This window comes from Streptomyces erythrochromogenes (assembly GCF_036170895.1).
Lineage (GTDB): Bacteria > Actinomycetota > Actinomycetes > Streptomycetales > Streptomycetaceae > Streptomyces > Streptomyces erythrochromogenes.
This window is the reverse complement of sequence record NZ_CP108036.1, coordinates 6,976,984-7,001,219: the sequence shown is the minus strand read 5'-3', so window position 1 is coordinate 7,001,219 and position 24,236 is coordinate 6,976,984. Positions and strand designations below refer to the sequence as shown.

Here is a 24,236-nt window from a genome sequence, read left to right as displayed (position 1 = left end):
CCGGACGATGCTTGTCAGTGGGGCCCCTGGCCGTGCAGGTCCCGTGGGACGGCAGCGACGGATCTAGCGAGGGCGAGATGAGCGGCGATGGAGCAACTTCCCACCTCTCCCGGTGAGCGGCCGCAGCAGACCGATGCCGCGCAGGAGCCCGCGTACACGGCGACGGCCGCCGTCGACGAGCAGGGCGTCGTCATCGAGTGGGGCGAGGGTGCCGCTCGGCTGCTCGGCTACGCGTCCGCCGAGGTGGTGGGGCGGTCCGCCGAGTTCCTGCTGGCCGATCCCGTCGGCGACGCGGCGCGCCGGATCCCGCCCGAGCAGGAGCGGTGGAGCGGGACCGTGGCACTGCGGCACCGGGACGGCAGCCGTCTGGAGCAGGGGCTGCTCGCGCACCGCCGGACCTCCACCGGCGGCGCCACCAAGTGGTACGTGGTGTCCGCGGTGGCGGCCGGGCGGGGCGGTGACGGCTCCTCGTGGGGTGATCCGCTGCACGAGTGGTCGTTCTCCCAGTCCCCCTGCTTTCTGGCGGTCTTCGACGCGGACCTGCGGCTGGTACGGGCGAACGCGGGCATGGAGCGCACGCTGTCCCTCACGGAATCCGAGATGGCCGGGCTGCGCCTGCCGGAGATCGCCCCGGACCCGGTGAGCGAGGAGACCGAGCACAGGATGCGCCTGGCGCTGGAGACCGGCGAGCCCCAGCACATGGAGGCCTTCGTCCGTGCCACGGGCGTCAGTGCGGAGCACGGCTGGGCGACCTCGGTGGCCCCGCTGCGGGATGCGGACGGCCGGGTGCGTGCCGTGTGCCTCGCCGCGCACGACCGGACCGGGGCCGAGGTCGAGAAGCAGCAGATGTTCGTGCCGGACGCCGCCGCTGCGCGGATCGGCACCACCGAGGACAGCACGCGCACCGCGCAGGAGCTGGCCGACGTGGCCGTCCCCCGGATCGCCGACTTCGCGGTCGTCGACCTGATCGAACCGCTTCCGCGGGGCAACGGCCACGCCTCCGGCCCGCCGTCGGGGCCGGTCACCGTCTGCCGTACTGCCGTGCGCTCGGCCGTCGAGGGGAGTTCCGAGGGGCGGGTCGCGGTCGGCGAGACGGCCGTCTATCCGCCGCTGTCGCCGCCCGCGGAATGTCTGGCCTCGGGTCGTGGCGCCGTGTACGCGACGACCGCCCCGGCGGTCGCCCAGTGGATGGCGCAGGACCCGGCGGCCGCCTGGCTGGGTGCGCACGGGACCCATTCGATGCTGGTGGTGCCGATGCACGCCGACGGCGTGAGCCTCGGCGTGGCCGTCTTCGGCCGCCGCCAGAGCCGGGAGCCGTTCCTTCCGCAGGACCTGAGCCTGGCCGAGGAGCTCACGGGCCGGGCGGCGGCGAGCATCCACGGCGCGCACCGGTCCGCCCGGGAGCACACCAGCACCATGACGCTGCAGCGCAGCCTGCTCCCGCAGACGCTGCCCGACCACCCGGCGCTGGAGACGGCCTCCCGCTACCTGCCGGCCGGAACCGAGGCGGGTGTCGGCGGCGACTGGTTCGACGTGATCCCGCTGTCGGGCGCCCGCGTGGCCCTGGTCGTGGGCGATGTCGTCGGCCACGGCATCCGTGCCTCCGCGACCATGGGCCGGCTGCGCACCGCGGTGCGCACGCTGGCCGACGTCGACCTGCCGCCCGACGAACTGCTCACCCATCTCGACGACCTGATCATCCACCTGTCCGCGGACGAGGGCGGCCGGGAGTCGGTCGACGAGAGCGCCGGGGGCATCGGTACGACCTGCCTGTACGTGGTCTACGACCCGGTCACCCGGCACTGCACGCTCGCCCGGGCCGGGCACCCGCCGCCGGCGGTGGTCTCCCCCGAGGGTTCGGTGTACCTCCTCGACGTCCCGGCCGGCCCGCCGCTGGGCCTGGGCGGCCTGCCCTTCGAGACGCTGGACGTGGACCTTCCCGAGGGCAGCGTGCTGACCCTCTACACCGACGGGCTGCTGCAGCCCCGCGAGCGGGACATCGACGAGGCGCTGGACACGATGTTCGCCGCGCTCGCCCAGCCCGCGTCCACCCTGGACACGGTCTGCGACCGGGTCCTGACGGCCCTGCTGACGCACCGTCCGGATGACGACGTGGCCCTGCTCGTCGCGCGGACGCGGGCCCTGCACGCCGACAAGGTCGTCGTGTGGGACCTGACCTCCGATCCCTCCGACGTCTCCCAGGCCCGCCGGCAGACCACCGACCAGCTGGCGGAGTGGGGGCTGGAGGAGGCCTCGTTCGTCACCGAGCTGCTGGTCAGCGAGCTGGTCACCAATGCCATCCGGTACGGCGAGCCGCCCATCCAGCTGCGACTTATCCACGAGAAGGACACCCTGATCTGCGAGGTCTCCGACGCGAGCAGCACCGCCCCGCACATGCGGCGGGCCCGGACCTTCGACGAGGGCGGGCGGGGCCTGCTGCTGGTGGCGCAGCTCGCCCAGCGCTGGGGCACCCGGCACGCTCCGGTCGGCAAGACGATCTGGGCCGAGCAGTCGCTCCTCGGCTTCTGAGGGCGGCCGGGCCCTGCGGCTTCTGAGGGCGGCCGGGCCCTGCGTGGCGCCCGGCGGGGCCGACGGGAGGCGGATCAGGCCTCGGGCCGGTCCGCCGGCGCGCGGAAGACCGGCAGGGCCCACTGCGGGGGCTCCGGAGGCGGTGCGGCCTCCTCCTGGCTGCGCCGGGGCCTCTGCTCCGTCCGGGGGCCGTCCTGGGTGGCGACCCGCAGGGCCGCCACGAACTCCAGGCAGGAGCCGTACCGGTCCTCGGGAACCTTCGCCAGGGCCTTCGCGAAGACCTCGTCGGCGGCGGGGGCGATGTCCGGCCGCCGCTCGGTCAGGGGCGCCGGCGGGTCGTACTGGTGCGCCCACAGCAGTGCCGCGTCCTCCTCGCGCACGAAGGGCGGCCCGCCGGCGAGGGTCTCGTAGACGACGCAGGCCAGGCTGTACAGGTCGCACCTGCCGTCCACCGGCCGGCCGGAGATCTGCTCGGGAGCCATGTAGTCGAGCGTGCCGACGAACTCCCCCGCCGTGGTGAACCCGCTCAGGGACAGGGACTTCTTCGTCAGGCCGAAGTCCGTGAGGTAGATGTGCTCCGGGTGGTCCCGGTCGGGCCCCGCCGCGACCAGGATGTTTCCGGGTTTGACGTCCCGGTGCACCAGCTCGTGGTCGTGGGCGGCGTCCAGGGCGGACGCCACCTGGGCGGCGATCCGCAGGGCGGTCGTCACGGGCAGCGGGCCCTCCCGGTCCAGCAGCCCCCGCAGGTCCAGCCCGGGTACGTACCGCATGGCGATGTAGAGGACGCCGTCGGTCTCGCCGGCCTCGAAGATCGGCACGATGTGCGGGTGCTCGATCGAGGCGGCCACCCTCGACTCGTGGGTGAAGCGGCGCCGGAAGGTGTCGTCGCGGGCCCGTTCGGGGGCGATCAGCTTGATCGCGACCGTGCGGTCCAGGCGCAGGTCCTTGGCGCAGTAGACGACGGCCATGCCACCCCGGCCGATCATGCGCTCGATCTTGTATCCGGCGATCTGCTGCCCGACCAGCCCGGAGGGCCGGCCCGTGTACTGGCTCAGGTCCGCGCCCATCAGGCGCCCCCTTCCTCAGCAGGAATTCTATCCAGTGGTCCCCCCGGACGCCCTGCGGAAAACCCTCGCACGCCTCCGCTACCACAGCGCGGGCAGCGGCGGCAGGGGGTGGACCACCCCCATTTGGACGGTGGTGGGGCGGTGGAGCCATGGGTGGCGCGGACGGGGAATGTGGGCGGTCGGCGCCCATGCGCGGGGGGCGCGGATGGCGTTGAGTCGGAGGTGCCGATCGGCCGGCGCCAGTCCGACTCCAGCCGCGCATCCCGCGCATTCGACCCTTCTAGGAGGTGAACCGGGTGAGCGTACTCAAGCCCCAGAACACGGAGGCCCGCAGGACGCAGCGCGGCCCGGGATACCCGAACTGACCCGACGGATCCGGTCGGGGGCGCTCCCCCGTGCCCCCGCCCGGATCCCGTCGTTCCCGCCGGCCGCTGCCGGCGGCGGCCCCGCGGACGATCACAGAGGCTGACAGCTCAGATGCGCAACGGACGATGGGTCCACCGCTCCCTCTTCACGTGGAACGACACGCTGTTCTTTGACCCTCTCGACGCCTTCCACGAGCCGGACGCCGACCACTTCCTCGCCGGGTTGGACGCGGTCACGCGCGCCCGGTTCGTCCGCCGCGGCCTCCGGTGGAGCCACCGGCACGACCCGGCCCCGCCGGAGCAGGGCTGGAAGATCCACATCTCGGCGGGGCACCGGCAGGTGCGCGAGATCGCCGCCTCGGTGGTCGGGCACCTGACGGCCCGCGGCACCGACTTCGAGATCGCCCTCGATCCCACCGTCTTCGCGATGCGGGGCGGCGGCCGGCTCGCCACCGTCTACCCGCACGACGTGGAGGAGTTCCGGAGCTGCCTGGCCGGCCTGGCCCGCCTCCTGGACGGGGTGGAGGGCCCGTACGTCCCGTCGGACGTGCGCTACCGGGACAGCAAGGCGCTGTACCTGCGCTACGGCCCGTTCCGCGACGCCCGCACCGTCGACGTCCTCGGGCGCCGGCTGCCGCCCGCACCCGACTGGGCGCCCTGGCCGTTCGACGACTGGAAGCCCGCCGACGAGGACGCGGGGGACGGTCTGCTCGGGGGCCGGTTCCGGGTGACCGACACGATCCGGTCCTCCCACGACGGCGGCGTCCACACCGCCGAGGACACCGCGCACGACGACCGGAAGGTGCTGCTGAAGGAGGCCCGCCACGACGCCGTGGACCGCCTCGGCCGCGAGTGGATGTTCCTGAACCTGCTGGCCGCCGCGGGCTCCTACCCGGCTCCCGTCGCGAGGTTCCAGCACGGCGAACACCACTACATCGCCATGGAGTTCGTCGAAGGCACCGGCCTCGGCCCGCTGCTGCTCGCGGGCAGCCCGCTCGCGCGGCCGGGCTTCGACGCCGCGCGGTCGCGGGAGTACCTGCGGACCTTCCTGAGCGTCTTCCGGGGGCTCGCGCGCGCGGTCCGGGCGGCGCACGACCGCGGCGTGGTCCTCGGCGGCTTCACCGCCTCGGACGTCCTCGTCGACCCGGACACCCACGAGGTGACCATCGTCGGCCTGGAGTCCTGCCGGCTGACCGGGGCCGGGGCCGAGAACGCTTCCGGAAGCGGCTCCGCGGGCGGCGGCGCGACCGAGGCCGGGGACCGGTACGCCCTGGCCTGCGTGATGGCGGACCTCGTCCTGCCGGTCACGGCGATGGCGTACCTGCGCGAGGACTTCCTGGACCTGTACCGGATCTTCGTCGTGGAGGGTCTGGGCTGGCCGGAGCGGGTGCACCGGCTGCTCGTGGACCTGGCCCGGGGCCGGATCGGCCTCGTCGGCCTGCTCGACGTGCTGGAGGACGGGGCGGAGCCGCTCGGCCCGGTCGGGACGACGACGCCGCGCCCGTCCCCGGCCGTCGAGGAGCGGCCGGGGACGGGCGGGGCGGAGGCCGCGGCATCCGCGGTGGCCGCGTTCATCGACGCCGCCGCCGACACCGGCCGGGACACCCTCTTCCCCGTGGACCCCTTCGCGCACGTCACGAACCCGCTCGGGCTGGGATCCGGTGCGAGCGGCGTCCTGTGGGCGCTCCACTCCTCCGGCGCACCCGTCCGACCCGCATGGCGCGAATGGCTGCGCGCCGAGCTGGCGGGGATCGACCCGGCGCGGTACCCGGACGGCCTCATGAACGGCCTGGCCGGCATCGCCTGGGCGGCCGACTCGCTCGGGCTCGGGACAGCGGCCGGGGAACTGCTCGACCGGGCCAACCGGCACGTGGTGGAGAGGGGCGACCACACCTTCCACCACGGCCTGGCCGGGGTGGGCATGACGAACCTGCACTTCTTCCTGCGCAGCCGCGACCCGCGCGACCTCGCCGCGGCCCAGCACTGCGCCCGTGCGCTGCACGACACCGCGCAGCGCGACGGGGGCCAGGCGTACTGGCTGACCGGGTCCGGCGCGCGGGGGCCGCTGACCGGGCTGGGCTCCGGGCAGGCGGGCGTCGCGATGTTCCTGCTGCGGATGCACCAGATCTCGGGTGAGGAGCACCACCTCGCGCTCGGGCGGGAGGCGCTCGCCTGGGAGACGGCCCGCGCCGCGGCGAGCGGCGAGGAGGGGATCACGGGCCCGTCCGTCGAGTCGGGCTCGGCGGGTGTGGCGAAGGTGCTGCTGCGCTACGGCGACCTCGCCGCTGCCCGCGGCGTCCTGCGGGGCCTGGACCTGCGGTACTCGGCGGGGCCGGGGTACGCGACCGGGATGTGCGGGATCGCCGACGCGCTGCTGGACGCGGCGCAGTTCACCGGAGACCCCGCTTACCGCGACACGGCGCTGCGGCAGCTCGACTTCGTCAGGCGGGTCTTCCTCTTCGAGCCCGCCGAACGCTTCGGTCTGCGCGACACGGACGGGCGGCCCCTGCTGGGGGTGCCCGGTGAGGGCCTGCTGCGCTGTTCCACCGACTACCTGACCGGCTCGGCGGGTGTGCTGCGGGTGCTCCACCGCGCCGGCTCCGGCGGCACGGCCGACTTCCTGCTGGACGAGGTGGGGCCGCCCTGACCGGCAGGACGGCCGCACCGTGTCTAGACGAGGTTGCGGGAGGCGGTGGCGAAGGCGCGGCGGTTGGGGTGGCCGGTCTTGTGGAGGACGTTCGCCACGTGCTTCTCGACGGTGCGCAGGGAGATGTGCAGCCGGCCGGCGATGTCCTTGTTGCTGATCCGTTCCGCGACCAGCCGGGCCACCTCGAACTCGCGGACGGTGATGCCGGACCTGCGCAGGTCCGGCGGGACCTGCTCGGTGCCCGTGCGCCGCTGCCGGACGGACGCGCCCATCCCGCGCAGCAGGGCCCGGCCGGCGGCGGCGACCGGGTGGAGGCCGGCGCCGTGGAAGTACTCCTCGGCCTCCCGCAGCCACTCGACCGACGCGCCCCAGCCGTCCTCGTACGCCGGCCGGGCCACCAGCCGCATGCCCAGGCGGCGGGCCATGGGGTACGGGCCGGCCGCTGCCAGCGCCCCGGCCGCGACGGCCGTCGCCTGCTCGGGGTGCCCCTCGCGGCCGAGCAGCACGGCGTGGGCGAGGCCCGCGAACTGGCGGTTCCAACGGGTGCCGCCGGCGCCGGCCTCCGCGGTGCCGGGGCAGTGCCGGCGGCCGATGCGGCCGGCAAGTACGCCGAGCAGCACGACGATGCCGTGTCGGCCGAAGTCCGCGGTGGACGGGTTCTCGGTGTCGTGGGCGAGTGCCTGCGCGAACTCCGCTTCCGCGTCGTCGTGGCGCTCCTCCAGCAGCGAGCAGAAGGCCCGGGCCGACCCGTACGCCATGGCGCGCAGGCCGGGCGCGGCGTCGAGGAGCGGCTCCAGCCGTTCCAGCGCCCCGCTCATCTCGGCACGGCGTCCCTGGTGGGCGTACCGTACGGCGTCGGCGAGCCGGAACATGGCGAGGGACCGGCCCAGTCCGAGCGCGGAGGCCTCGGCCGCCTCCTCGATGATCCCGTCACGGGCCTCGTCGAAGGCGCACCGGCGGATCCGCTCCATGGCGAGGGCGAAGCCGGCCTCGTGCGCCGGTGGCAGCAGGCCTCTGCGGTGGGCGTCCTGCCGGGCCTGTTCCAGGCGGGTCGGCTGCTCCTCGTGGCCCGCCGCGGTGACGGCCAGCTGCACCTCGGCGGCCGTGCGCGGTACGGGGAGCCGGTGGGCGAGGGCGATCGCGCGGGCCCGCTCGAAGTGGGCCGTCGCCGCGGGCTCGTCCTCGGGCCGGGCGAGTTGTCCGAGCAGCAGCAGGGCTCCGCACGCCACCTCCGGCCGGTCGTCGGCGACGGCGGCGTCCGCCGCCCGGCGGGCGAGCCGGGCGGCGGTGTGCAGCCGGTCGGGGGCGAGCCTGCCCAGCTCGGCGTGGGCGGCGGCGAGGTCCACGAGGGCGGTGTGGCCGTCCGCGGGATGGCCGGGGAGCAGCGAGCGGGCGGTGTCGAGGTGGCGCAGGGCTTCGGCGGGGCGGCCGGCGAGGGTGGCGACGGCGCCGAGCCGGGCGTGGATCCCGGCCCGCCGGGCGGCGGGGAGGCCGTGGTCGGGGGCGGGCGGGTCGGGCAACCGGTCGAGGCGGGCCGAGCGGGCGGCGGTGTCCAGCAGCAGTTCCAGCACCGTGGCGTGCAGTTCGGGCGCGGCGCCGGGTTCGAGGAGGGCGTGGGCCCGGGTGAGCAGTTCCAGGGCCCGGTCCAGGGGCCGTTCCCCGGTGGCCTCGTCCATCGCCCGCTGCGCCGCTTCGCAGTACAGGCGGACGGCTTCGTGTGCTTCGCCGGCGTGCTCGTGCAGCCGGGCGGCGTGCGCGCGCCAGGTCCCGGGCAGTCCGGGGTGGAGGTGGGCGAGTGCGCGCGCGGCGCGCCGGGCGCGCCGGGCGCGTTCGCCCGGCCCGAGGTCGTCCAGGAGCGCCTCGCCCACCAGTGGGTGGCGGAAGGCGTACCACTGGGTGCCCGGCCCGTCTGGCGTGATCAGGCACGAGGCGAGGGCGGCGCGCAGGACCTCGGACAGGGCCGGGTGGTCGGCGCCGATCGCGTGCTCCAGTACGGGCAGGGGGAAGCGTCGCCCGAACAGGGCGGCCGTGCCCAGGAACCGCGCGCCCAGGGGCCCGAGCGCTTCGGTGCGGCGCCTGACGTCGTCGGCGACGGTGGAGGGTACGGACGGGGTCCGCTCGCCGCGGTGGGCGGGGCGGGCGGCGTGGTGGTGGACGAGTTCCTTGACGACGAAGGGGATTCCGGCGCTGCCGGTCACCGCGCGGTGGAGGAGGTCCGGGCAGACTTCCACCGGTGCGACGCCCAGCTCGGCCGCGACGAGGAGGCGCACGTCGGGGCGGGTCAGGGGGTTCAGGTCGAGGATCTCCGCGGCTTCCCGCTGGCGGGCGCGCAGGGCCAGCTCGGTGGCGGCGCGGGGGGTGCGGCCCGCGACGAGCAGGAGCACGGCGGGCTGTTGCCCGATGTTGTCGAGGAGGTACTCGACGACGGCCAGGGTGCCGGCGTCTGCGTCGTGCAGGTCGTCGAGGACGAGCAGGCAGCCCCGCTGCCGGCCGACGGCGGCGAGCAGGCGCAGCATGGTCTCGGCGACCGCGATGTGCGAGGCGGCGTGCCCGCCGGGATCCGGGGCGTCGCTCAGCAGGCGGGCCATGACGGGGCCGTAGACGCCCAGTTCCTCCGGGTCGGGCAGCAGGCCGGCGCGGGCGAGCAGGAGCAGCGCCTCGACGAGGGGCCGGTAGGGGACGGGCGGGCCGACGGTGCTGGCCCGCCCGCGTACGGCGACCATGTCCGCCGAGGCGGCCGCGTCGAGGGCCGCGGCGGCGAGCCGGGTCTTGCCGATGCCGGGCTCGCCGGTGACGAAGAGGGCTCCGCCGCGCCCGGAGCGGGCGGCGGCCAGTGCGGCCGTGATCCGCTCCGTCTCGGCCGTCCGCCCGATCATTCGTGCCCGCCCCCGGTGCGGGCCCCAGACGTGGCCCGTGGCAGTGGCGGTGGCAGTGGCGGTGCGGTCTTCGGTCGGCCGTGCAGGCCGTGCCGGCCAGAGTGCGGTCACCGGCTCGTCCCCTTCCCGGCGGGCCGTCCGGGACACCGCCGGGTCGACGGTACGGGGGTTCGGGTGCCCCCCGTAGCCGTCCGTTTGGGGGGCTTGCGCCGGGCTCAGCCCCCGTCGAGGCTGTCCTCCCGCACCCGCAGGGCGAGGTCGAGTTTGGTGTAGGTGGGGCGGCCGGCCTGCTGGTACTTGGCCTTGACGCGGTCCAGGTAGTCCTTGGCCGTGTGGACGGTGATGCCCGCGCGCCGGGCGGCGGACTTGAGGGTCATGCCGGACGCGTAGTCGAGCAGGATCTGCCGTTCCCGGGGGGAGAGCCGGGGGCGGGCGGGGCTGTCGTCGTAGGCGCAGGCGAAGGCGAGTTCCGTGGAGAGTGCGCTCCGGCCCTCCGCGAGGTCCTTGACGGCGGCGACCAGTGTCGGCAGGTCGTGGTCCTTGGTCAGGTATCCGTCGGCGCCGGCCCGGATCGCCTCGATGATCCGGGAGCGGTCCGGCACGGTGCTGATCATGAGGACTCGGCTCCCGGTGCGCAGCACCCGGCGGATGTTGTCGGCGGGGTCCGAGCCGTCCCGCAGGACGAGGTCGAGGAGGACGACGTCGGCCGGGGGCGGGGCCGTGCCGTCGAGGCCGTGGGAGCTGAACGGGCCGGGGTCCGCGAGGAGTTCGCCGACGGTGGCGGCGGTGGCGACGAGCCGCAGGTCCGGTACGTCGCCGAGCCAGGCCCGCAGTCCGTCGCGGAGCATCCGGTCGTCGTCGACCACCGCGACCGTGATCACCCGGGCCATCTGAGCTCCACGCGTACTCCCTCGCCGGGGGCGGTGTCCACGGTGGCGCGGCCGCCCGCCTCGGTCATCCGGCCCTGGACCGAGCCGCGCAGGCCGAGGCCGGGCTCGCACCGGGCCGGGTCGAATCCGGGGCCCCGGTCGACGACGGTGACGACGGCTCCGCCGCTTCCGTCCGGGTCGCCGGTGGCGGTGAGGTACGCGTGGCCGGTGCCGGCGTGCCTGCGTACGTTGTTGAGGGCTTCCCGTACGGCGTGGCCCAGTGCGGCGGCGACCTCGGGCGGCACCTGCGGCAGGGCGTGGTACTGGGCGGTGACCCGCAGTCCGAGGCTCTCCACGGATCCGACGGCCTCCTCCAGGGCCTCGCCGATCTCCCGGTGGGGGACCTCGTCGGCGGTCTGCTGGATCAGGCGGCGCAGGTAGGCGGCCTCGCGGGCGCACCGTTGCCGCACCTCGGGGGCGTTGGCGTCGAGGGTGCCGGCCGCCAGGGTGGTCAGGGTGGCGAGGACGGTGTCGTGCAGGGCGCGGTGGTGTTCGAGGCGTTCGGCGTAGCGCGCCTTGTGTGCCTCGGCGGCCAGCGCTCGGGCGTTGGCCTCGTCGAGGAGGCGGCCCTGGCGGAGCAGGTACCAGCGGAAGGCGTAGGTCATCAGGGCGGACGAGACCAGCGAGTTGAGGTGGCCGACGATGACGGCGGGGGTCGCGCCGACGGCCTGGTAGCCGATGAAGTGGGTCACTACGAGGAGCGCCACGACGGCGAGGGCGTGGAGGCGGTCGAGGGCGATGGCCGCGGCGGCGCTCGCCGAGCCGCCGAGCAGCATCGCCCAGGCGATGGTGGGGGGTTCGCGCACGCCTCCCCAGGCGCACAGGGCCAGGGGCAGGACGCATCCGGTGACGATGACGTCGGCCCAGATGTGCCGCCGGTCGAACCGGCCGCGGCGCAGGGCCGTGCCGTAGGTCAACACGCTGAGGCCCAGGGCCGCGGCGAGGCCCAGGTGCTGCAGGGGCAGGTGCCACGGGCGGTGGGCGACGGCCATGACGGCGACCGTGAGGTGGCTGCCCCGGTAGAGCAGGGTGGCCACGACGAGGAAGGACTGGGCCCGGTGCGTCCCCGACCCCACGGAGGTCGTTCCGCGCAGTGCCCGTATGCGGCGTAACGGTAAGGACTGCAACACCAGGACCACTCCTCCCCAAGCCGCGGGCCGCGCGGGGCCCCAGGGGGTGTGCCGTAGGGGACGGATGTGCCGCGAAGCCCGCAATTGCCAGTGACACCAGGCATTTTGCCCCAGCAGGTGCACGCCAGAAAGGCACGTCCCGGACGGCCGGTAGCCGGCCGAGGCCGATTTCACCGCCCTGCGGCCGATCGCCGGGCGGGGTCAGGCGGGCCCGGCGCTGCGGAACGAGTTCCGGTAGGCGGCGGGCGGGATCCCGACGATCCGTTTGAACTGGCGGCGCAGGGTGGTCGCGGTGCCCATGCCGGTGGCGAGGGCGACCGTCTCGATGCTCTCGTCGGTGGCCTCCAGCAGTTCCTGGGCCCGGCGCACGCGCTGGGTGAGGAGCCACTGCATCGGGGTCTGTCCGACCACCGCCCGGAACTGCCGGCCGAGGTGTCGGGGGCTCGTGTGCGCCTCGCGCGCCATGTCGGTCACGGTCAGCGGCCGGTCGAGCCGCTGCTGGGCCCAGGCGAGCAGGTCGGCGAGCCGGTGGTCGCCGCGGGCCTGGACCGGGGTGCCGACGAACTGGGCCTGGCCGCCGGAGCGGTGCGGCGACATGACGAGGCGGCGGGCTACGGAGTTGGCGACGGCGGCGCCGTGGTCGAGGTGGATCAGGTGCAGGCAGAGGTCCACGGCGGCGGCCTTGCCAGCGGCCGTGAGCACGCTGCCGTTGTCCGTGTAGAGCACGTCCGGGTCGACGACGGCCAGCGGGTGGCGTGCCGCGAGCTCCGCGGCGTGGGCCCAGTGGGTGGTGGCCCGGCGGCCGTCGAGCAGGCCCGCGGCGCCGAGCACGAACGCTCCGGTGCACAGGGAGGCGACGCGGGCTCCCGCCTCGTGGGCGGCGCGGACGGCTTCGACGAGCTCGGGCGGCGGCGGGACGTCCACGTCGGCGCAGGCGGGCACGATCACGGTGTCGGCGGTGGCCACCCGGTCGAGCCCGTGGTCGGGTTCGACCGTGAACGGGCCGATCCGCACCGGGCCGGGTCCGCAGAGCAGCACGTCGTACCAGCCCTCCGTCGCCTCGCGCGGCGGGTTGCCGAAGATCTCGTAGGCCACCCCCAGTTCGAAGTGCAGGAGGTCGCCGGCGGTCGGCAGTACGACGGTTGGCATGTCCGAAAGTGTACGGGCAGCGTCGTTCCGGACCATCACGGCCGGGCTCCGGCGGCGGCGAGACTGGGCTCATCGGCACGGCGAGAGCAGGGGGAACCATGGGTACAGCGGCAGTGGTGGTCTACGGGGCGACGGGGCACACCGGCCGGTTCGTCGTCGCCGAACTGCGGCGGCGCGGCTTCGCCGCGATCGTCTCGGGCCGGGACGCGTCCCGGCTGGAGGCGCTGGCCGCTCGGGGCGGGGACGTGGAGGTGCGCCCGGCCTCCGTCGACGACGCGGGCGCGCTGGACCGGGCCCTGGCCGGCGCGGCGGCCGTGATCAACTGCGCCGGACCGTTCGCGGTGACGGCGGGTCCGGTCGTCGAGGCGGCCCTGCGGGCGGGCATCCCGTACCTGGACGTCGCCGCGGAACTGGAGGCGAACGTCGCGACGTTCGCCGACCACACGCGGGCCGCCGCGGCGGCGGGTACGCATGTGGTGCCCGCGATGGCGTTCTTCGGCGGTCTGGGCGACCTGCTGGTGACGGCGGCGTTGGGCGACTGGACTTCCGCTGAAGTGGTGCACATCGCCTACGGGTTGAACAGCTGGCACCCCACGTCGGGCACGCGGGCGGCGGGCCGGGTGTCCCACGAGCGCCGGGCGGGCCGCCGCGTGCGGTTCGCGGAGGGTGCGCTCCAGTACCACGACGACGCGGTGGCGGAACAGGACTGGCTCTTCCCGGAGCCGTTGGGCCGGCGGTCGGTGATCGCGGAGTTCACCATGGCCGATGCCGTCACCGTGCCCACCCACGTGGCCGTGCCGGAGGTGCGGACCTACATGACCGTCGAGGCCGCGAAGGACCTGGCCGCCGAGGACACCCCGGCGCCGGAACCGGCCGACGCCCTGGGGAGGTCGGACCAGACGTTCGTCGTCGACGCCGTGGTGAGTTCGGGTGGGGTCGAACGCCGGGCCACTGCCAGTGGCCGGGACATCTACGCGGTCACCGCACCCCTGGTGGTGGAGGCACTGCAGCGCGTACTGTCCGGGCGCACGCACGCCTCGGGGGTCGCCTCGGCCGGTGCGGTGTTCGACGCGCCGGACTTCCTGCGGGCGCTGGCACCGTACGTGTCGGTGCAGCTCCCGCACTGACGGGCGGGCGGTGGGGACAGCCGTACTCCGGTTCGGGGGACAGCCGTAGTGAGGGGACGCCTCCCCCGCCCCTAACGTCCACGTGTATGACTCACATGGCACATGGACAACACGGCGGGAAGAGCGGGCCCTTAGGAGCGGGGCGGCGGCGCGGGCGGGGCCGGTGGTACGCGGTCGCGCCGGCCCTGGCCGCGACCGTGGTGGCCGCCTGCGTCCCGGCGGCGTACGCGGCGGCGCCGCCCGCTCCGGCAGCGGCGGCCGCCCCCGCGCAGGGCGCCGGGGACGGACTCGACCGCTACCACCGCCAGCGCCTCGCCTGGGGGAGCTGCGTGAAGGGCCCGGACGACACGGCGGGCCGCGACCTGGACCGGGCCGGCGTGAGCTGCGCCGACGTGACCGTCCCGCTGGACTACGCCGACCCCCGCGGCCGCACGATCACCGTCGCGGTCTCCCGGCTCAAGGCCACCGACACCCGCCGGCGCATAGGCGCCGTCCTCCTCAACAACGGCGGGCCCGGCGGCACCGCCGTCGAGTCCCCGCCGCACATCCGCAAGGCGATGAAGCAGGTCGGCACGCGCTACGACATCGTCGGCTTCGACCCGCGTTTCGTCGGCCGCAGCACCCCGCTGGACTGCGGCTGGCCGGTCGGCACGGCGTGGCTCTCGGCAGGCTCCGGCCGGGCCGGCTTCGACCGGCAGGTCGCCCTCCAAAAGGACCTGGCCGACAAGTGCCGCGCCGCGGGCGCCTCGGTGCTGGCGCACATCAGCACCCGCAACACCGCCCGCGACATGGACGTCATCCGCGGCGCGCTCGGCGAACGGAAGATCTCCTACCTGGGCTACTCCTACGGCACCTACCTGGGCACGGTCTACACCCAGATGTTCCCCGGCCGCTACGACCGGGTCGTCCTCGACGGGGCCGTCGCCCCGGGCGACTACAAGGCCCGGCTGATGCAGGGCGCCGAGCCCGAGAACGAACGGGCGCTCTCGGACTGGGCCGCCTGGGCCGCGGGCCGCCACGACGCCCACGGACTGGGCCGCACCCGCGCCGAGGTCCTCGCCACCGTCGAGGGGATCGTCGCGGCGTCGGCACGGGGAACGCTGACCGTCGGCGCCGCCCCCGAGGTCTTCCGGCTCGACGACACCCAGGTCCCGCTGATCCTCTTCATGGGGATCGCGGACGACACCGACAAGGCGCGGACCGCCCTCGCCGAGCAGGTGTCGGCGCTGGCGAAGGCGGCGCAGGGCCGGCCCGCGCCGCTGTCGCCGGACTTCGCCCAACTGCTGCGGTACGCCCTGACCGGCGAGCAGGCGGCGACGGGCGGCGTCCAGGCGGCGATCATCTGCGGGGACGTCGGCGCCCCGCGCGATCCCGAGGTCTACTGGCGCGACATCGAGCGCAGCCGGGCCGCGCACCCGCTGTTCGGGCCGCTCACCAACAACATCAACCCGTGTGCCTTCTGGGACCGGCCGCGCGAGGAGCTCACCCGGGTCCGCCGGGACGCAGCCGTGCTGATCGTCGCGGCCACCGGGGATCCCCGCACCACGTACCGCAGCAGCGCCGGGCTCCACGAGCTGCTGCCCAGCTCGAAGCTGATCACCGTGGAGAACGCCAACCGGCACGGGCTGTACGGCGAGTACGGCAACGGCTGCGTCGACGGCGAGGTCAACGCCTACCTGGCTACCGGGAAGCTGCCGAAGGAGGACCGGACCTGCAGCACCGCTTCTCCTTCTTCTTCCTCCTCCTTCTCCTCCTCCGATTGACATTCTTGCACTCGGAGTGCAAGCGTAAAGCTGCACGATGAGTGCAATATATTGTCATCGGATCATGGAGGGCCCGGATGTTCCTGACGATGGGGCGCTGGTGCGCCCGTCGGCCGAGACGGGTGATCGGGGCCTGGCTGTTGCTGCTCCTCGTGCTCGGCGGCGCCGTCATGGCGTACGGCCGCGTGACCAGCGAGGCGGTGACCATCCCGGGCAGTGACAGCCAGGCCGCCCTCGACACGGCGGCGACGGCCTTCCCCGGCCCCGCGTCCGGCAACCAGCCGCTCGTCCTGCACACCGGACCCGACGGCCCGGCCCTGACCGGCGAGAGCGCCCGGGACGCCGTCGAGCGCAGCGCCCGGGCCATCGCCGAGGTGCCGCACGTCGTGAGCGTCACCTCGCCCTACGAACGGGCCGGCGCCGCCGCGATGAGCAGGGACGGGCACACGGCCTACCTCTCCGTCGGCCTCGACGTCACCGGCCGCGACATCACCCCCGGACTGTCGGAGCAGATCACCGACGCTGCCGGGTCGGCCGCGGCGGCCGGCATCGAGGTCACCCCGGGCGGCGACCTGGCGGCCGCCGTGGACCGGCCGGACACCGGGCACAGCGAGCTCATCGGGCTCGCAGCCGCCGCAGTGATCCTCTTCATCGGCTTCCGGAAGGCGGCCGCGGCCGGGCTCCCCCTGGTCATCGGCGTGACCGGCCTGATCGCGTCGCTGGCCGCCATCGGCCTGGCCGGACACCTCATGGACATGCCGTCCTCCGGCACCACCATCGCCGCGATGATCGGCCTCGGCGTGGGAATCGACTACACGCTGTTCTGCCTCACCCGGTTCCGGGAGTTCCGCGGCCGGGGCGTGCCGGCCGCCGAGGCCGCCGCCCTGGCCACGGCCACCGCCGGGAAGGCCTCCGCCTTCGCCGGATGCGCCGTGATCGCCGCGCTGGCCGGGCTCGCGCTGGGCGGGCTGCCGCTGCTGCGCGCCCTGGCGCTGGCGCCCGCGGTCGCGGTGCTCGTCGCCGTGGCCGCGACCCTGACCCTGCTGCCCGCCCTGCTGAGCCTGCTGGCCCGGTTCCTCGGTGCCGCCCGGGAGGAGGGCGCCACCGCGCAGGACGGGACGGACACGCCCGCCCCCGCGGGCCGCGGCTGGCAGCGGATCGCCGAGCGCGTCACCACCCGCCCCCGGCGCCACCTGCTCGCCGGCCTCGCCCTGCTCCTGCTGCTCGCCGCCCCCGCCACCCAGCTGTCGTTCGGGCAGCTCGACGCCGGCGACAAGCCCGTCGGCTCGGCCAGCCGCACCGCCTACGAGCAGCTCTCGGACGCGTTCGGGCCCGGCGTCAACGGCCCCCTCCAGGTGACCGACGCCCTGGCGACGCCCGCCGAAGGCCCGCAGGACGCCCGCGTCGCCAAGGTCTCCACCGCCCTGGCCGCCACCCCCGGCGTGGCCTCGGTGAGCCCGGCCCAGCTCACCGCGGACGGCCGCACCGTCCGCTGGCAGGTCACGCCCGCGACCGCCCCCGGCGACCCCGCGACCGCCCGGCTGGTCGACACCCTGCGCGCGGACACCCTGCCGGCGGCCACCGCCGACGGCGCGGGAAGCGCCCACGTCGGCGGGGCCGCGGCCGCGGTCACCGACCTCAACGACCGCCTCGCGGACCGGCTGCCCGCCGTGATCGGGACCGTGGTGCTCGTGGCCGGACTGCTGCTCCTGGCGGCCTTCCGCTCACCACTCCTCGCGCTGAAGGCCGCCGTGCTGAACCTGCTGTCGGTGGCCGCCGCGTACGGGGTGCTCACCGCGGTGTTCCAGTGGGGCTGGGGCGCGCACCTGATCGGGCTGGAAGGGCCGGTGCCCGTGCCCGGCTACGTACCGCTGCTGATGTTCGCCGTCCTGTTCGGGCTCTCCATGGACTACGAGGTGTTCCTCCTGACCTCGGTGCGCGAGAAGTGGCTGGCGAGCGGGGACAGCCGGCAGGCGGTGGTCGCGGGCCTCGCCTCGACCGGCGGCATCATCACCTCCGCCGCACTGATCATGGTGAGCGTCTTCCTCGCGTACCTGCTCTCGGACGACCCCGTGGTGAAGATGTTCGGCACCGGGCTCGCCGCGGCCGTCGCCCTCGACGTCACCGTCGTGCGCGGCCTGCTCGTCCCCACCACCATGGCTCTGCTCGGGGACCGCGGCTGGTGGCTGCCCCGCCGCCTCGACCGGATCCTGCCCGAACTCGACATCGAGGGCAGCTCCCTCACCCTGCCGGCCGAGGGCCCCGAGGGCCTCCCCGCGCCCGAAGCAGGCGAGACCACCGCCACCAGTCCCCTTCCCACCCGGTGAGGTTCCCCATGCTGCCCCGCACCACCCCCCGCCCCGGCAGCGCCGCGGGCCGCCGTCCGGCCGGGCCCGCCGCCCGTCCGGCCGGCCCCCGGCGCCGCCGCGCCCTGATCGCGGCCGGCGCGGCCGCCGTACTGCTGCTCGCGGTGCCCGTCACCGACTCGGTCGCCCGCGACCTGGCCGAGGAACGGCTCGCGGACCGGATCAGCCTGCGGCAGACGAACCTCGCGGGGCGTCCGGACGTCTCCATCGAGGGGCTGCCGTTCCTCCTCCAGGCCGCCCGCGAGACCTACCCCGAGGTACGGGTCCGGGCCGACGCGAAGACCGACCGCGGCAGCCCGGTCAAGGCCGACGTCACCTTCGACAACGTCTCCCGCGACGGCGACGGCTACCGGGCGGACTCGGCGTCGGCCCGCTTCACCGCCCCGTACTCCTCACTGGGCGACGGACCGGACGGCGGTACCCTGGTCTCCGACGCCGGCAACGGCCAACTGCTCATCCGGCGCAGCGTGCTGGGCGCGCCCGTGGTGCTGACGGCGGGGGTCGAACTCCACGACGGCGTCGTCTCGCTGCGCCCGACGGCCGCCTCGGTCGCCGGCCGGGCCATGGATCCGGCCAGCCCCCTGATCGCGCAGGCGCTCGCCCGGCAGACCCGGACCCTGCCCGAACTGCCCCTCGGACTGCGGCCCTCGGGTGTGTCGGTGGGCGCGGACGGCGTGACGCTGACCGCGCGGGCCGAGGACGTCACCCCGGCCTGATCCGGAGCCGTCCGGCCCGGCGGTCAGCCGCGCGGGTGGTCGCCCGCCGCCAGCAGGTTCAGCACGGTGGCCTCCATCGCGGCGCGCGCCTCCTGCGGGCTCTTGCCGCCGGAGCGCCAGTGGTTCCAGGCACCCCACGTGGTGACGGCGTCCAGACCGTCGAGGAGTTCGGCCGCCCGGCTCCCGTCCAGGCGGCCGAGCTCCTCCGCGAAGATCTCGGCGACACGGCGCCGGGCGTGCGCGAACGCCTCGTCCGTGACCTGCTGGATGCGCGGCGAGGGATGGTCGATCCGCATCAGCGTCAGCCGCGCCGGAGTGATCCACTCCAGGATCCGCGCCCGCTGTTCGGCGAGCGCCGCCACCCGGACCCGGCGGGGCCCGGTCTCGGGCAACGGCCTGATCTGCTCGGCCAGTTGCTCCAGCCTCCGGGTGATGGCCAGGTCCACCAGCTCGGACATGTCGGCGAAGTGGTGGAAGACCAACCGGCGGGAGACGCCCGCGCGTTCGGCTACGCGCTCGGCCGGGAAATCCACGACGCCCTCGTCGAGCAGGTCGAGCAGGGCATCCACGATCTTGTCCCGGGTGCGGCGTCCGCGCTCGGTCCGTCCGTCCACCCGTACCGGCGCCGGGCCGGGCACCCGGTCGTCCGCCTCCGCCACCGCTGCTCCCTCCGCCGTACGCATCGCCGCCATTTTCGCACCCCCGGCACGGCTCACGCGTACCCCGCCCCGGCCGGGTCGGTGGCGGGGGCCGCGGCGGCGAAGCGGTGGCGCATCCGGTGCAGACCGCGCCGGGTGTGGCTTTTGACCGTGCCGAGCGGCATGCCGGTGCGCTCGGCGATCTGGGTCTGGGTCAGGTCCCCGTAGAAGGCCATGGCCAGCACCTCCCGCTGCGGGCGGGGCAGTCGCGCCAGCTCGCCGGTGACGATCAGCCGGTCCAGGACGGCTTCGGTCCCCTCCGCGGGCTCGTCCGGCGGGGGCAGGGCGGCGCCGGCCGCGGTGACCAGGTCGAGGCGGCGGGTGCGCTCCGTGAGCGCGTCGGCGATCTTCCGCCGGGTGATGCCGACGAGCCATCCGGGGAAGGCCCCGCGCTCCGGGCGGTAGCCGGCCCGGCCGCGCCACGCGGCCAGGAAGACCTGCTGGCTGACGTCCTCGGCCTCCCGCGGATCCCCGAGGGTGCGGGCCGCCAGGGCGTGGACGAGGCCGCCCCAGCGACGGTACGCGGCGGTCAGGCACTGCTCGTCGCCGCGCACGAACCCCTCGGCGACCTCGTGGTCGAGGAGGCGGTCCCCGGTCCCGGGGGACGGCTGGGCGGTGACGCTCACGGCGGTCATGGCGGCTGCTCCTCGGGCCGGGACCCGAACCGGCCGGTCGGCGGACGGGTGCCCCGCCCCGTGGTGTGCCGGGGCGGGAGCCCCTCCAGATTCCGGCCCGTGCGCGCTTCGGCACCACTCGCATCGTTTGTGCGTCGCATCATGGATCCATGACGCAGTCCTCACACGGCCTGACCACGGGGGCGGTGGCCCGCCGGCTGGGGGTCGCCCCCACGACCCTGCGCACCTGGGACCGGCGCTACGGCATCGGGCCGGCCGCCCGCGAGGACGGCCGGCACCGGCGGTGGACCCCCGGGGACATCGCCGTCCTGCACGAGATGTGCCGGCTGACCTCGTCGGGGATCCCGCCCGCGGAGGCCGCGCGGGCCGCCCTGGCCGGCCCGGCGCCCGCTCCGGCCACTCGACCTGCTCCGGCGGTTGCGGCCCTTGCGCCCGTCGGCCCCGAGCCCCTCCCCCGGCCGACCCGCCGGCCCGGTTCGGGCAACGGCCTGCCGCTGGGCGCCGTACGACAGGAGTGCCGCGGGCTGGGGCGGGCCGCGGTGCGCCTCGACGCCTGGGCCGTGGACGAGATGCTGGGTTCGGTGATCGACCAGTACGGCCTGGTCACCGCCTGGGAGGAGGTGATGGCGCCGACCCTGCACGCCGTGGGCCGCAAGTGGGAGACCTCGGGCGACCGGTACGTCGAGGTCGAACACCTGCTGTCCTGGCACGTGTCGAGCGCCCTGCGCCGCGCCGCCGGGCCCCCGGCCTCCGGGGCGAGGACGGGCGTCCCCCCGGTCCTGCTCGCCTGTGTGCCGGGCGAGCAGCACACCCTCGCGCTGGAGGCGCTGGCCGCAGGCCTGGCCGGGCTCGGCCTGCCCACGCTCATGTTCGGTGCGGCCGTGCCGCCCGAGGCCCTCGACCAGGCCGTACGCCGGACCGGACCGGCCGCGGTCGTCCTGTGGTCCCAGGCCCGGTCCACCGCGAACCACCCGCTGGCCCGGCACCTCGCCGAGGTCGCGTGGGGCGTCAAGGGCGCCCGCGCCCGGCCGGCCGTGCTGACGGCGGGACCGGGCTGGGCGGGTCAGCCCCTCTCCCCGGGCACGCTGCGGCCCCACGGGCTGCGAGAGGCCCTGGCCCTGCTGCGCGGGCTCTGCGACGCGGCGGCGGGTGTGGGTGCGGATACGGGACGGCCCGCCGGCGCGGATCAGTCCTGACCGCGGGCCCTGCGGAAGCGGGCCAGCCCCTCGGGGAGTGCGATCAGCGGATCGGGATAGCCGTCGAACCGGCTGCGTTCGGAGCCGGCCAGCTTCCACGGCTCGTGGATCGCCGGGCCCCGCAGTGCGGCGAGTTCGGGCACCCACCGGCGTACGTAGGCGCCCTCCGGGTCGTACCGCTTGGCCTGGATCACGGGGTTGAGGACCCGGTTGGGGCGGCTGTCGGTGCCGGTGCCGGCCATCCACTGCCAGTTGAGCTGGTTGTTGGCGACGTCCCCGTCGACCAGCAGGTCGAGGAAGTGGCGGGCTCCGGCGCGCCAGTCGATGTACAGCGTCTTGGTCAGGAACGAGGCGGTGAGCAGCCGGCCGCGGCCGGGCATCCAGCCCTCGTGGGCGAGTTGGCGCATGGCCGCGTCGACGACGGGATAGCCGGTGCGGCCCTCGCGCCATGCCCGCAGGTCGGCCTCGGCCTGCGCACCGCGGCGCCAGTGGTCGGACCGGGTGCGGTAGTCGGCGTCGGCGACCGCGGGGCGGGCGGCGAGGAGCTGGTGGTGGAAGTCCCGCCAGCAGAGCTGCCGTACGAAGGCCTCGGCGCCGGCTCCGCCCCGGGCGCGGGCGCGGTGCACGGCCTCGGCCGCCGAGAGCGCGCCGAAGTGGAAGTACGGGGAGAGCCGGGAGGTCGCGTCGGCGGCGAGGTCGTCGTGTCCCTCCTCGTAGGCGTCGGCGTGCCGGTCGAGCCAGTACGCGAGCCTCTTGCGCCCTTCCTCCTCGCCGCCGGTGGCCAGGCCCGCCGAGACGGTTCCGGCGGCCGGCCGTGCGGGGAGGCCCTCGGACCGGATGCCGAGCGGGACCCGGACCACGCGCGGTGCGGCGAGGGGCGTGCGCAGCCGCTCGCCGGACCAGCGTCTGAAGTACGGGGTGAACACGGCGAAGTGGTCGGAGCCGTTCGGTGTCACGGCGCCGGCCGGCAGGGCGGTGACGACCCCGTCGTGGACGTACAGGCGGCGGCCGTCGGCCTCCAGGGCCCGGCGCAGCCGCTGTTCGCGCCGCAGGGCGAAGGCGCTGCACCCGGCGGCCATGTGCACCTCGTCGGCGTCGGTCTCCCGTACGACGGCGCACACTTCGGCGACGGGGTCGCCCGAGCGGACGACGAGCCGGCCGCCCCGCCGGCGCAGCCCCTGGTCGAGGTCGGCCAGGCAGTCCGCGAGGAAGGCGAGGCGGTTCGGCGCCGCGAAACCGGCGTGGTCCACCGCCGGGTCGCGCACGAAGAGCGGGACGGTCTCGTTGCGCGGTCCCTGCGCCGCGCGCAGCGGCGGATGGTCGTGGACCCGCAGGTCCGAGGTGAAGAGGACGACCGAGACGTTCATGCCTGCGCTCCTGGGGTGGGGCCGCCGGCCGCAGTGGCGGACCCGGCCGGCTGCGCGAGCGGGGGCGGTCCGTCGGCCGCCTCGGCCGTGCGTGCGATGTTGCGTGCCATGCCGCCGAAGACGAGGGCGTGGAAGGGCGAGACGCTCCACCAGTAGGCGTGGCCGGCCAGGCCGCGCGGGTGGAAGAGGGCCCGCTGCCGGTACCGCGTGCGCCCTTCGTCGTCCTGTTCGGCGTACATCTCCAGCCAGGCGAGGCCGGGGAGCCGCATCTCGGCGCGGAGCCTGAGCAGCCGCCCCCGTTCGATCTCCTCGACCCGCCAGAAGTCGAGGGAGTCGCCGACCCGCAGGCGCGTGGCGTCGCGCCGGCCGCGGCGCAGTCCGACGCCGCCGACGAGGCGGTCGAGCCAGCCGCGGACGGCCCAGGCGAGCGGGAAGGAGTACCAGCCGTTCTCCCCGCCGATGCCCTCCAGGACCCGCCACAGCGCCTGGGGCGGGGCGTCGACGGTGCGCTCGCGGACGTCGCTGTAGAGGCTGCCGCCGGCCCAGTCGGGGTCGGTGGGCAGCGGGTCGCTGGGCGCGCCGGGTACGGAGGCCGAGGACCAGCGGGTGACGACCTGGGCGTCGCGGACCTTCTGGAGGGCGAGCGAGAGCGCCGTGTCGAAGGAGATGGGGGTGCCGGGCGGATCGGGCACCCAGTCGGCGATGTCGTGCTCGTCGCAGACGACCTCGTACTTGAGGGATTCCGCGAGCGGCCGGGCGATGGACCGGGGCACGGGGGTGACCAGGCCGACCCAGTGGCTGGACAGGCGCGGGGTGAGGACCGGGACGGGGAAGATCAGGCGTTTGGGCAGTCCGTCGACGACGGCGTAGCGGCGCATCATGTCGAGGTAGGTGAGGACTTCGGGGCCGCCGATGTCGAAGGCCCGGCTGACGTGGTCGGGCATCCCGGCGCTGCCGACCAGGTAGCGCAGCACGTCGCGGACGGCGATGGGCTGGATGCGGGTGCGCACCCAGCTCGGGGTGACCATGACGGGCAGCCGCTCGGTGAGGTAGCGGAGCATTTCGAAGGACGCCGAGCCGGAGCCGATGATGACGGCGGCGCGGAGCACGGTGGTGGGGACCCCGGAGTCGAGGAGGATGCGCCCGACCTCGGCGCGGGAGCGCAGGTGGGGCGAGAGGGCGTGGCCGGGGACCCCGCTCGGGGTGAGTCCGCCCAGGTAGACGATGCGGCGCACACCGGCGGCGCGGGCCTGCTCGGCGAAGGTGCGCGCGGCCCGGCGGTCGGTCTCCTCGAAGTCGCGCCCGGTGCCCAGGGCGTGCACGAGGTAGTAGGCGACGTCGACGCCCTCCATGGCGGGGGCGAGCGACGCGGCGTCGGTGACGTCGCCGCGGACGATCTCGGCCTGGCCCGCCCAGGGGTGGTCGCGCAGTTTCGCGGGGGTGCGGGCGAGGCACCGGACGCGGTGTCCGGCCTTGATCAGCTCGGGGACGAGCCGGCCGCCGATGTAGCCGGTGGCGCCGGTGACCAGGCACAGCGAGCCGGGAGGGTGGGCCGGGTGCCCTGGGGTGTCGGTCATGGAGGTGCTCCGTTCCGCCGTCGACCGGTGTGGTTCCCTGATCTCTTCCTCGGTCGCGGGCGGTACGGATGCAGCATGTACGCCGGATGGCCCCCTCGC

At 75.3% G+C, this 24,236-nt stretch carries 16 protein-coding genes; 7 read left to right on the top strand and 9 right to left on the bottom strand.

The window, feature by feature from the left end; genetic code table 11:
* Window positions 1–87 precede the first annotated feature (87 nt).
* On the top strand, window positions 88–2,529 hold the full coding sequence (locus OHA91_RS32065) for a SpoIIE family protein phosphatase (protein ID WP_328740497.1): 2,442 nt from the start codon (window positions 88–90) through the stop codon (window positions 2,527–2,529).
* A 74-nt stretch (window positions 2,530–2,603) separates the two neighbouring features.
* On the opposite strand, the gene OHA91_RS32060 is transcribed toward OHA91_RS32065, so the two are convergent.
* Window positions 2,604–3,596 carry a serine/threonine-protein kinase gene (locus OHA91_RS32060; protein WP_031156449.1) on the bottom strand — a complete coding sequence of 331 codons (993 nt, stop codon included), beginning with the start codon at window positions 3,594–3,596 and terminating at the stop codon, window positions 2,604–2,606.
* 477 nt (window positions 3,597–4,073) lie between these two features.
* Here OHA91_RS32060 and OHA91_RS32055 point away from each other — a divergent pair, with 477 nt between their 5' ends.
* Window positions 4,074–6,608, top strand: a complete 2,535-nt coding sequence (locus OHA91_RS32055; protein ID WP_031156448.1) for a class III lanthionine synthetase LanKC N-terminal domain-containing protein — start codon at window positions 4,074–4,076, stop codon at window positions 6,606–6,608.
* Window positions 6,609–6,631: 23 nt separating this feature from the next.
* Here OHA91_RS32055 and OHA91_RS32050 read toward each other — a convergent pair whose 3' ends face one another.
* The 4 genes from OHA91_RS32050 to OHA91_RS32035 all read right to left on the bottom strand — a co-directional run bounded on the left by OHA91_RS32050 (window position 6,632) and on the right by OHA91_RS32035 (window position 12,692).
* Window positions 6,632–9,484 carry a helix-turn-helix transcriptional regulator gene (locus OHA91_RS32050; protein WP_328740496.1) on the bottom strand — a complete coding sequence of 951 codons (2,853 nt, stop codon included), beginning with the start codon at window positions 9,482–9,484 and terminating at the stop codon, window positions 6,632–6,634.
* Between the two features lie 215 nt (window positions 9,485–9,699).
* Window positions 9,700–10,374 carry a response regulator gene (locus OHA91_RS32045; protein WP_031156446.1) on the bottom strand — a complete coding sequence of 225 codons (675 nt, stop codon included), beginning with the start codon at window positions 10,372–10,374 and terminating at the stop codon, window positions 9,700–9,702.
* Entirely contained in the window at window positions 10,362–11,543 is a 1,182-nt protein-coding gene (locus OHA91_RS32040) for a sensor histidine kinase (RefSeq protein WP_266503446.1), read from the bottom strand. Before OHA91_RS32040 ends, OHA91_RS32045 begins: the two co-directional genes overlap by 13 nt.
* Before the next feature lie 201 nt (window positions 11,544–11,744).
* Window positions 11,745–12,692, bottom strand: coding sequence for a helix-turn-helix domain-containing protein (locus tag OHA91_RS32035; RefSeq protein WP_031156444.1), 948 nt, complete (start codon window positions 12,690–12,692; stop codon window positions 11,745–11,747).
* A 98-nt stretch (window positions 12,693–12,790) separates the two neighbouring features.
* Here OHA91_RS32035 and OHA91_RS32030 point away from each other — a divergent pair, with 98 nt between their 5' ends.
* The 4 genes from OHA91_RS32030 to OHA91_RS32015 all read left to right on the top strand — a co-directional run bounded on the left by OHA91_RS32030 (window position 12,791) and on the right by OHA91_RS32015 (window position 18,664).
* Window positions 12,791–13,819 carry a saccharopine dehydrogenase NADP-binding domain-containing protein gene (locus tag OHA91_RS32030; protein WP_031156443.1) on the top strand — a complete coding sequence of 343 codons (1,029 nt, stop codon included), beginning with the start codon at window positions 12,791–12,793 and terminating at the stop codon, window positions 13,817–13,819.
* A gap of 95 nt (window positions 13,820–13,914) precedes the next feature.
* Window positions 13,915–15,582, top strand: a complete 1,668-nt coding sequence (locus OHA91_RS32025) for an alpha/beta fold hydrolase (RefSeq protein ID WP_328740495.1) — start codon at window positions 13,915–13,917, stop codon at window positions 15,580–15,582.
* Window positions 15,583–15,659: 77 nt separating this feature from the next.
* The gene (locus tag OHA91_RS32020) at window positions 15,660–17,909 is read left to right on the top strand and encodes an MMPL family transporter (RefSeq protein WP_328740494.1); all 2,250 of its coding nucleotides are present in this window, start codon (window positions 15,660–15,662) and stop codon (window positions 17,907–17,909) included.
* Between the two features lie 8 nt (window positions 17,910–17,917).
* Window positions 17,918–18,664, top strand: coding sequence for an LmeA family phospholipid-binding protein (locus OHA91_RS32015; RefSeq protein ID WP_051893630.1), 747 nt, complete (start codon window positions 17,918–17,920; stop codon window positions 18,662–18,664).
* A gap of 23 nt (window positions 18,665–18,687) precedes the next feature.
* On the opposite strand, the gene OHA91_RS32010 is transcribed toward OHA91_RS32015, so the two are convergent.
* Complete coding sequence (locus OHA91_RS32010) at window positions 18,688–19,347, bottom strand: TetR/AcrR family transcriptional regulator (protein ID WP_063835664.1); 660 nt, start codon at window positions 19,345–19,347, stop codon at window positions 18,688–18,690.
* Between the two features lie 29 nt (window positions 19,348–19,376).
* A complete protein-coding gene (locus OHA91_RS32005) occupies window positions 19,377–19,997 on the bottom strand; it encodes a sigma-70 family RNA polymerase sigma factor (protein ID WP_051893627.1) in 621 nt (206 codons plus the stop codon).
* 149 nt (window positions 19,998–20,146) lie between these two features.
* Here OHA91_RS32005 and OHA91_RS32000 point away from each other — a divergent pair, with 149 nt between their 5' ends.
* Window positions 20,147–21,193, top strand: a complete 1,047-nt coding sequence (locus OHA91_RS32000) for a MerR family transcriptional regulator (protein ID WP_037633733.1) — start codon at window positions 20,147–20,149, stop codon at window positions 21,191–21,193.
* Here OHA91_RS32000 and OHA91_RS31995 read toward each other — a convergent pair.
* Both OHA91_RS31995 and OHA91_RS31990 read right to left on the bottom strand, forming a co-directional pair.
* Window positions 21,184–22,560 (bottom strand): cryptochrome/photolyase family protein, encoded by a 1,377-nt coding sequence (locus OHA91_RS31995; RefSeq protein ID WP_031156433.1) that lies wholly within the window; start codon window positions 22,558–22,560, stop codon window positions 21,184–21,186. The genes OHA91_RS32000 and OHA91_RS31995 overlap by 10 nt on opposite strands.
* Window positions 22,557–24,137 carry an SDR family oxidoreductase gene (locus tag OHA91_RS31990; RefSeq protein WP_328740493.1) on the bottom strand — a complete coding sequence of 527 codons (1,581 nt, stop codon included), beginning with the start codon at window positions 24,135–24,137 and terminating at the stop codon, window positions 22,557–22,559. Before OHA91_RS31990 ends, OHA91_RS31995 begins: the two co-directional genes overlap by 4 nt.
* Window positions 24,138–24,236 lie beyond the last annotated feature (99 nt).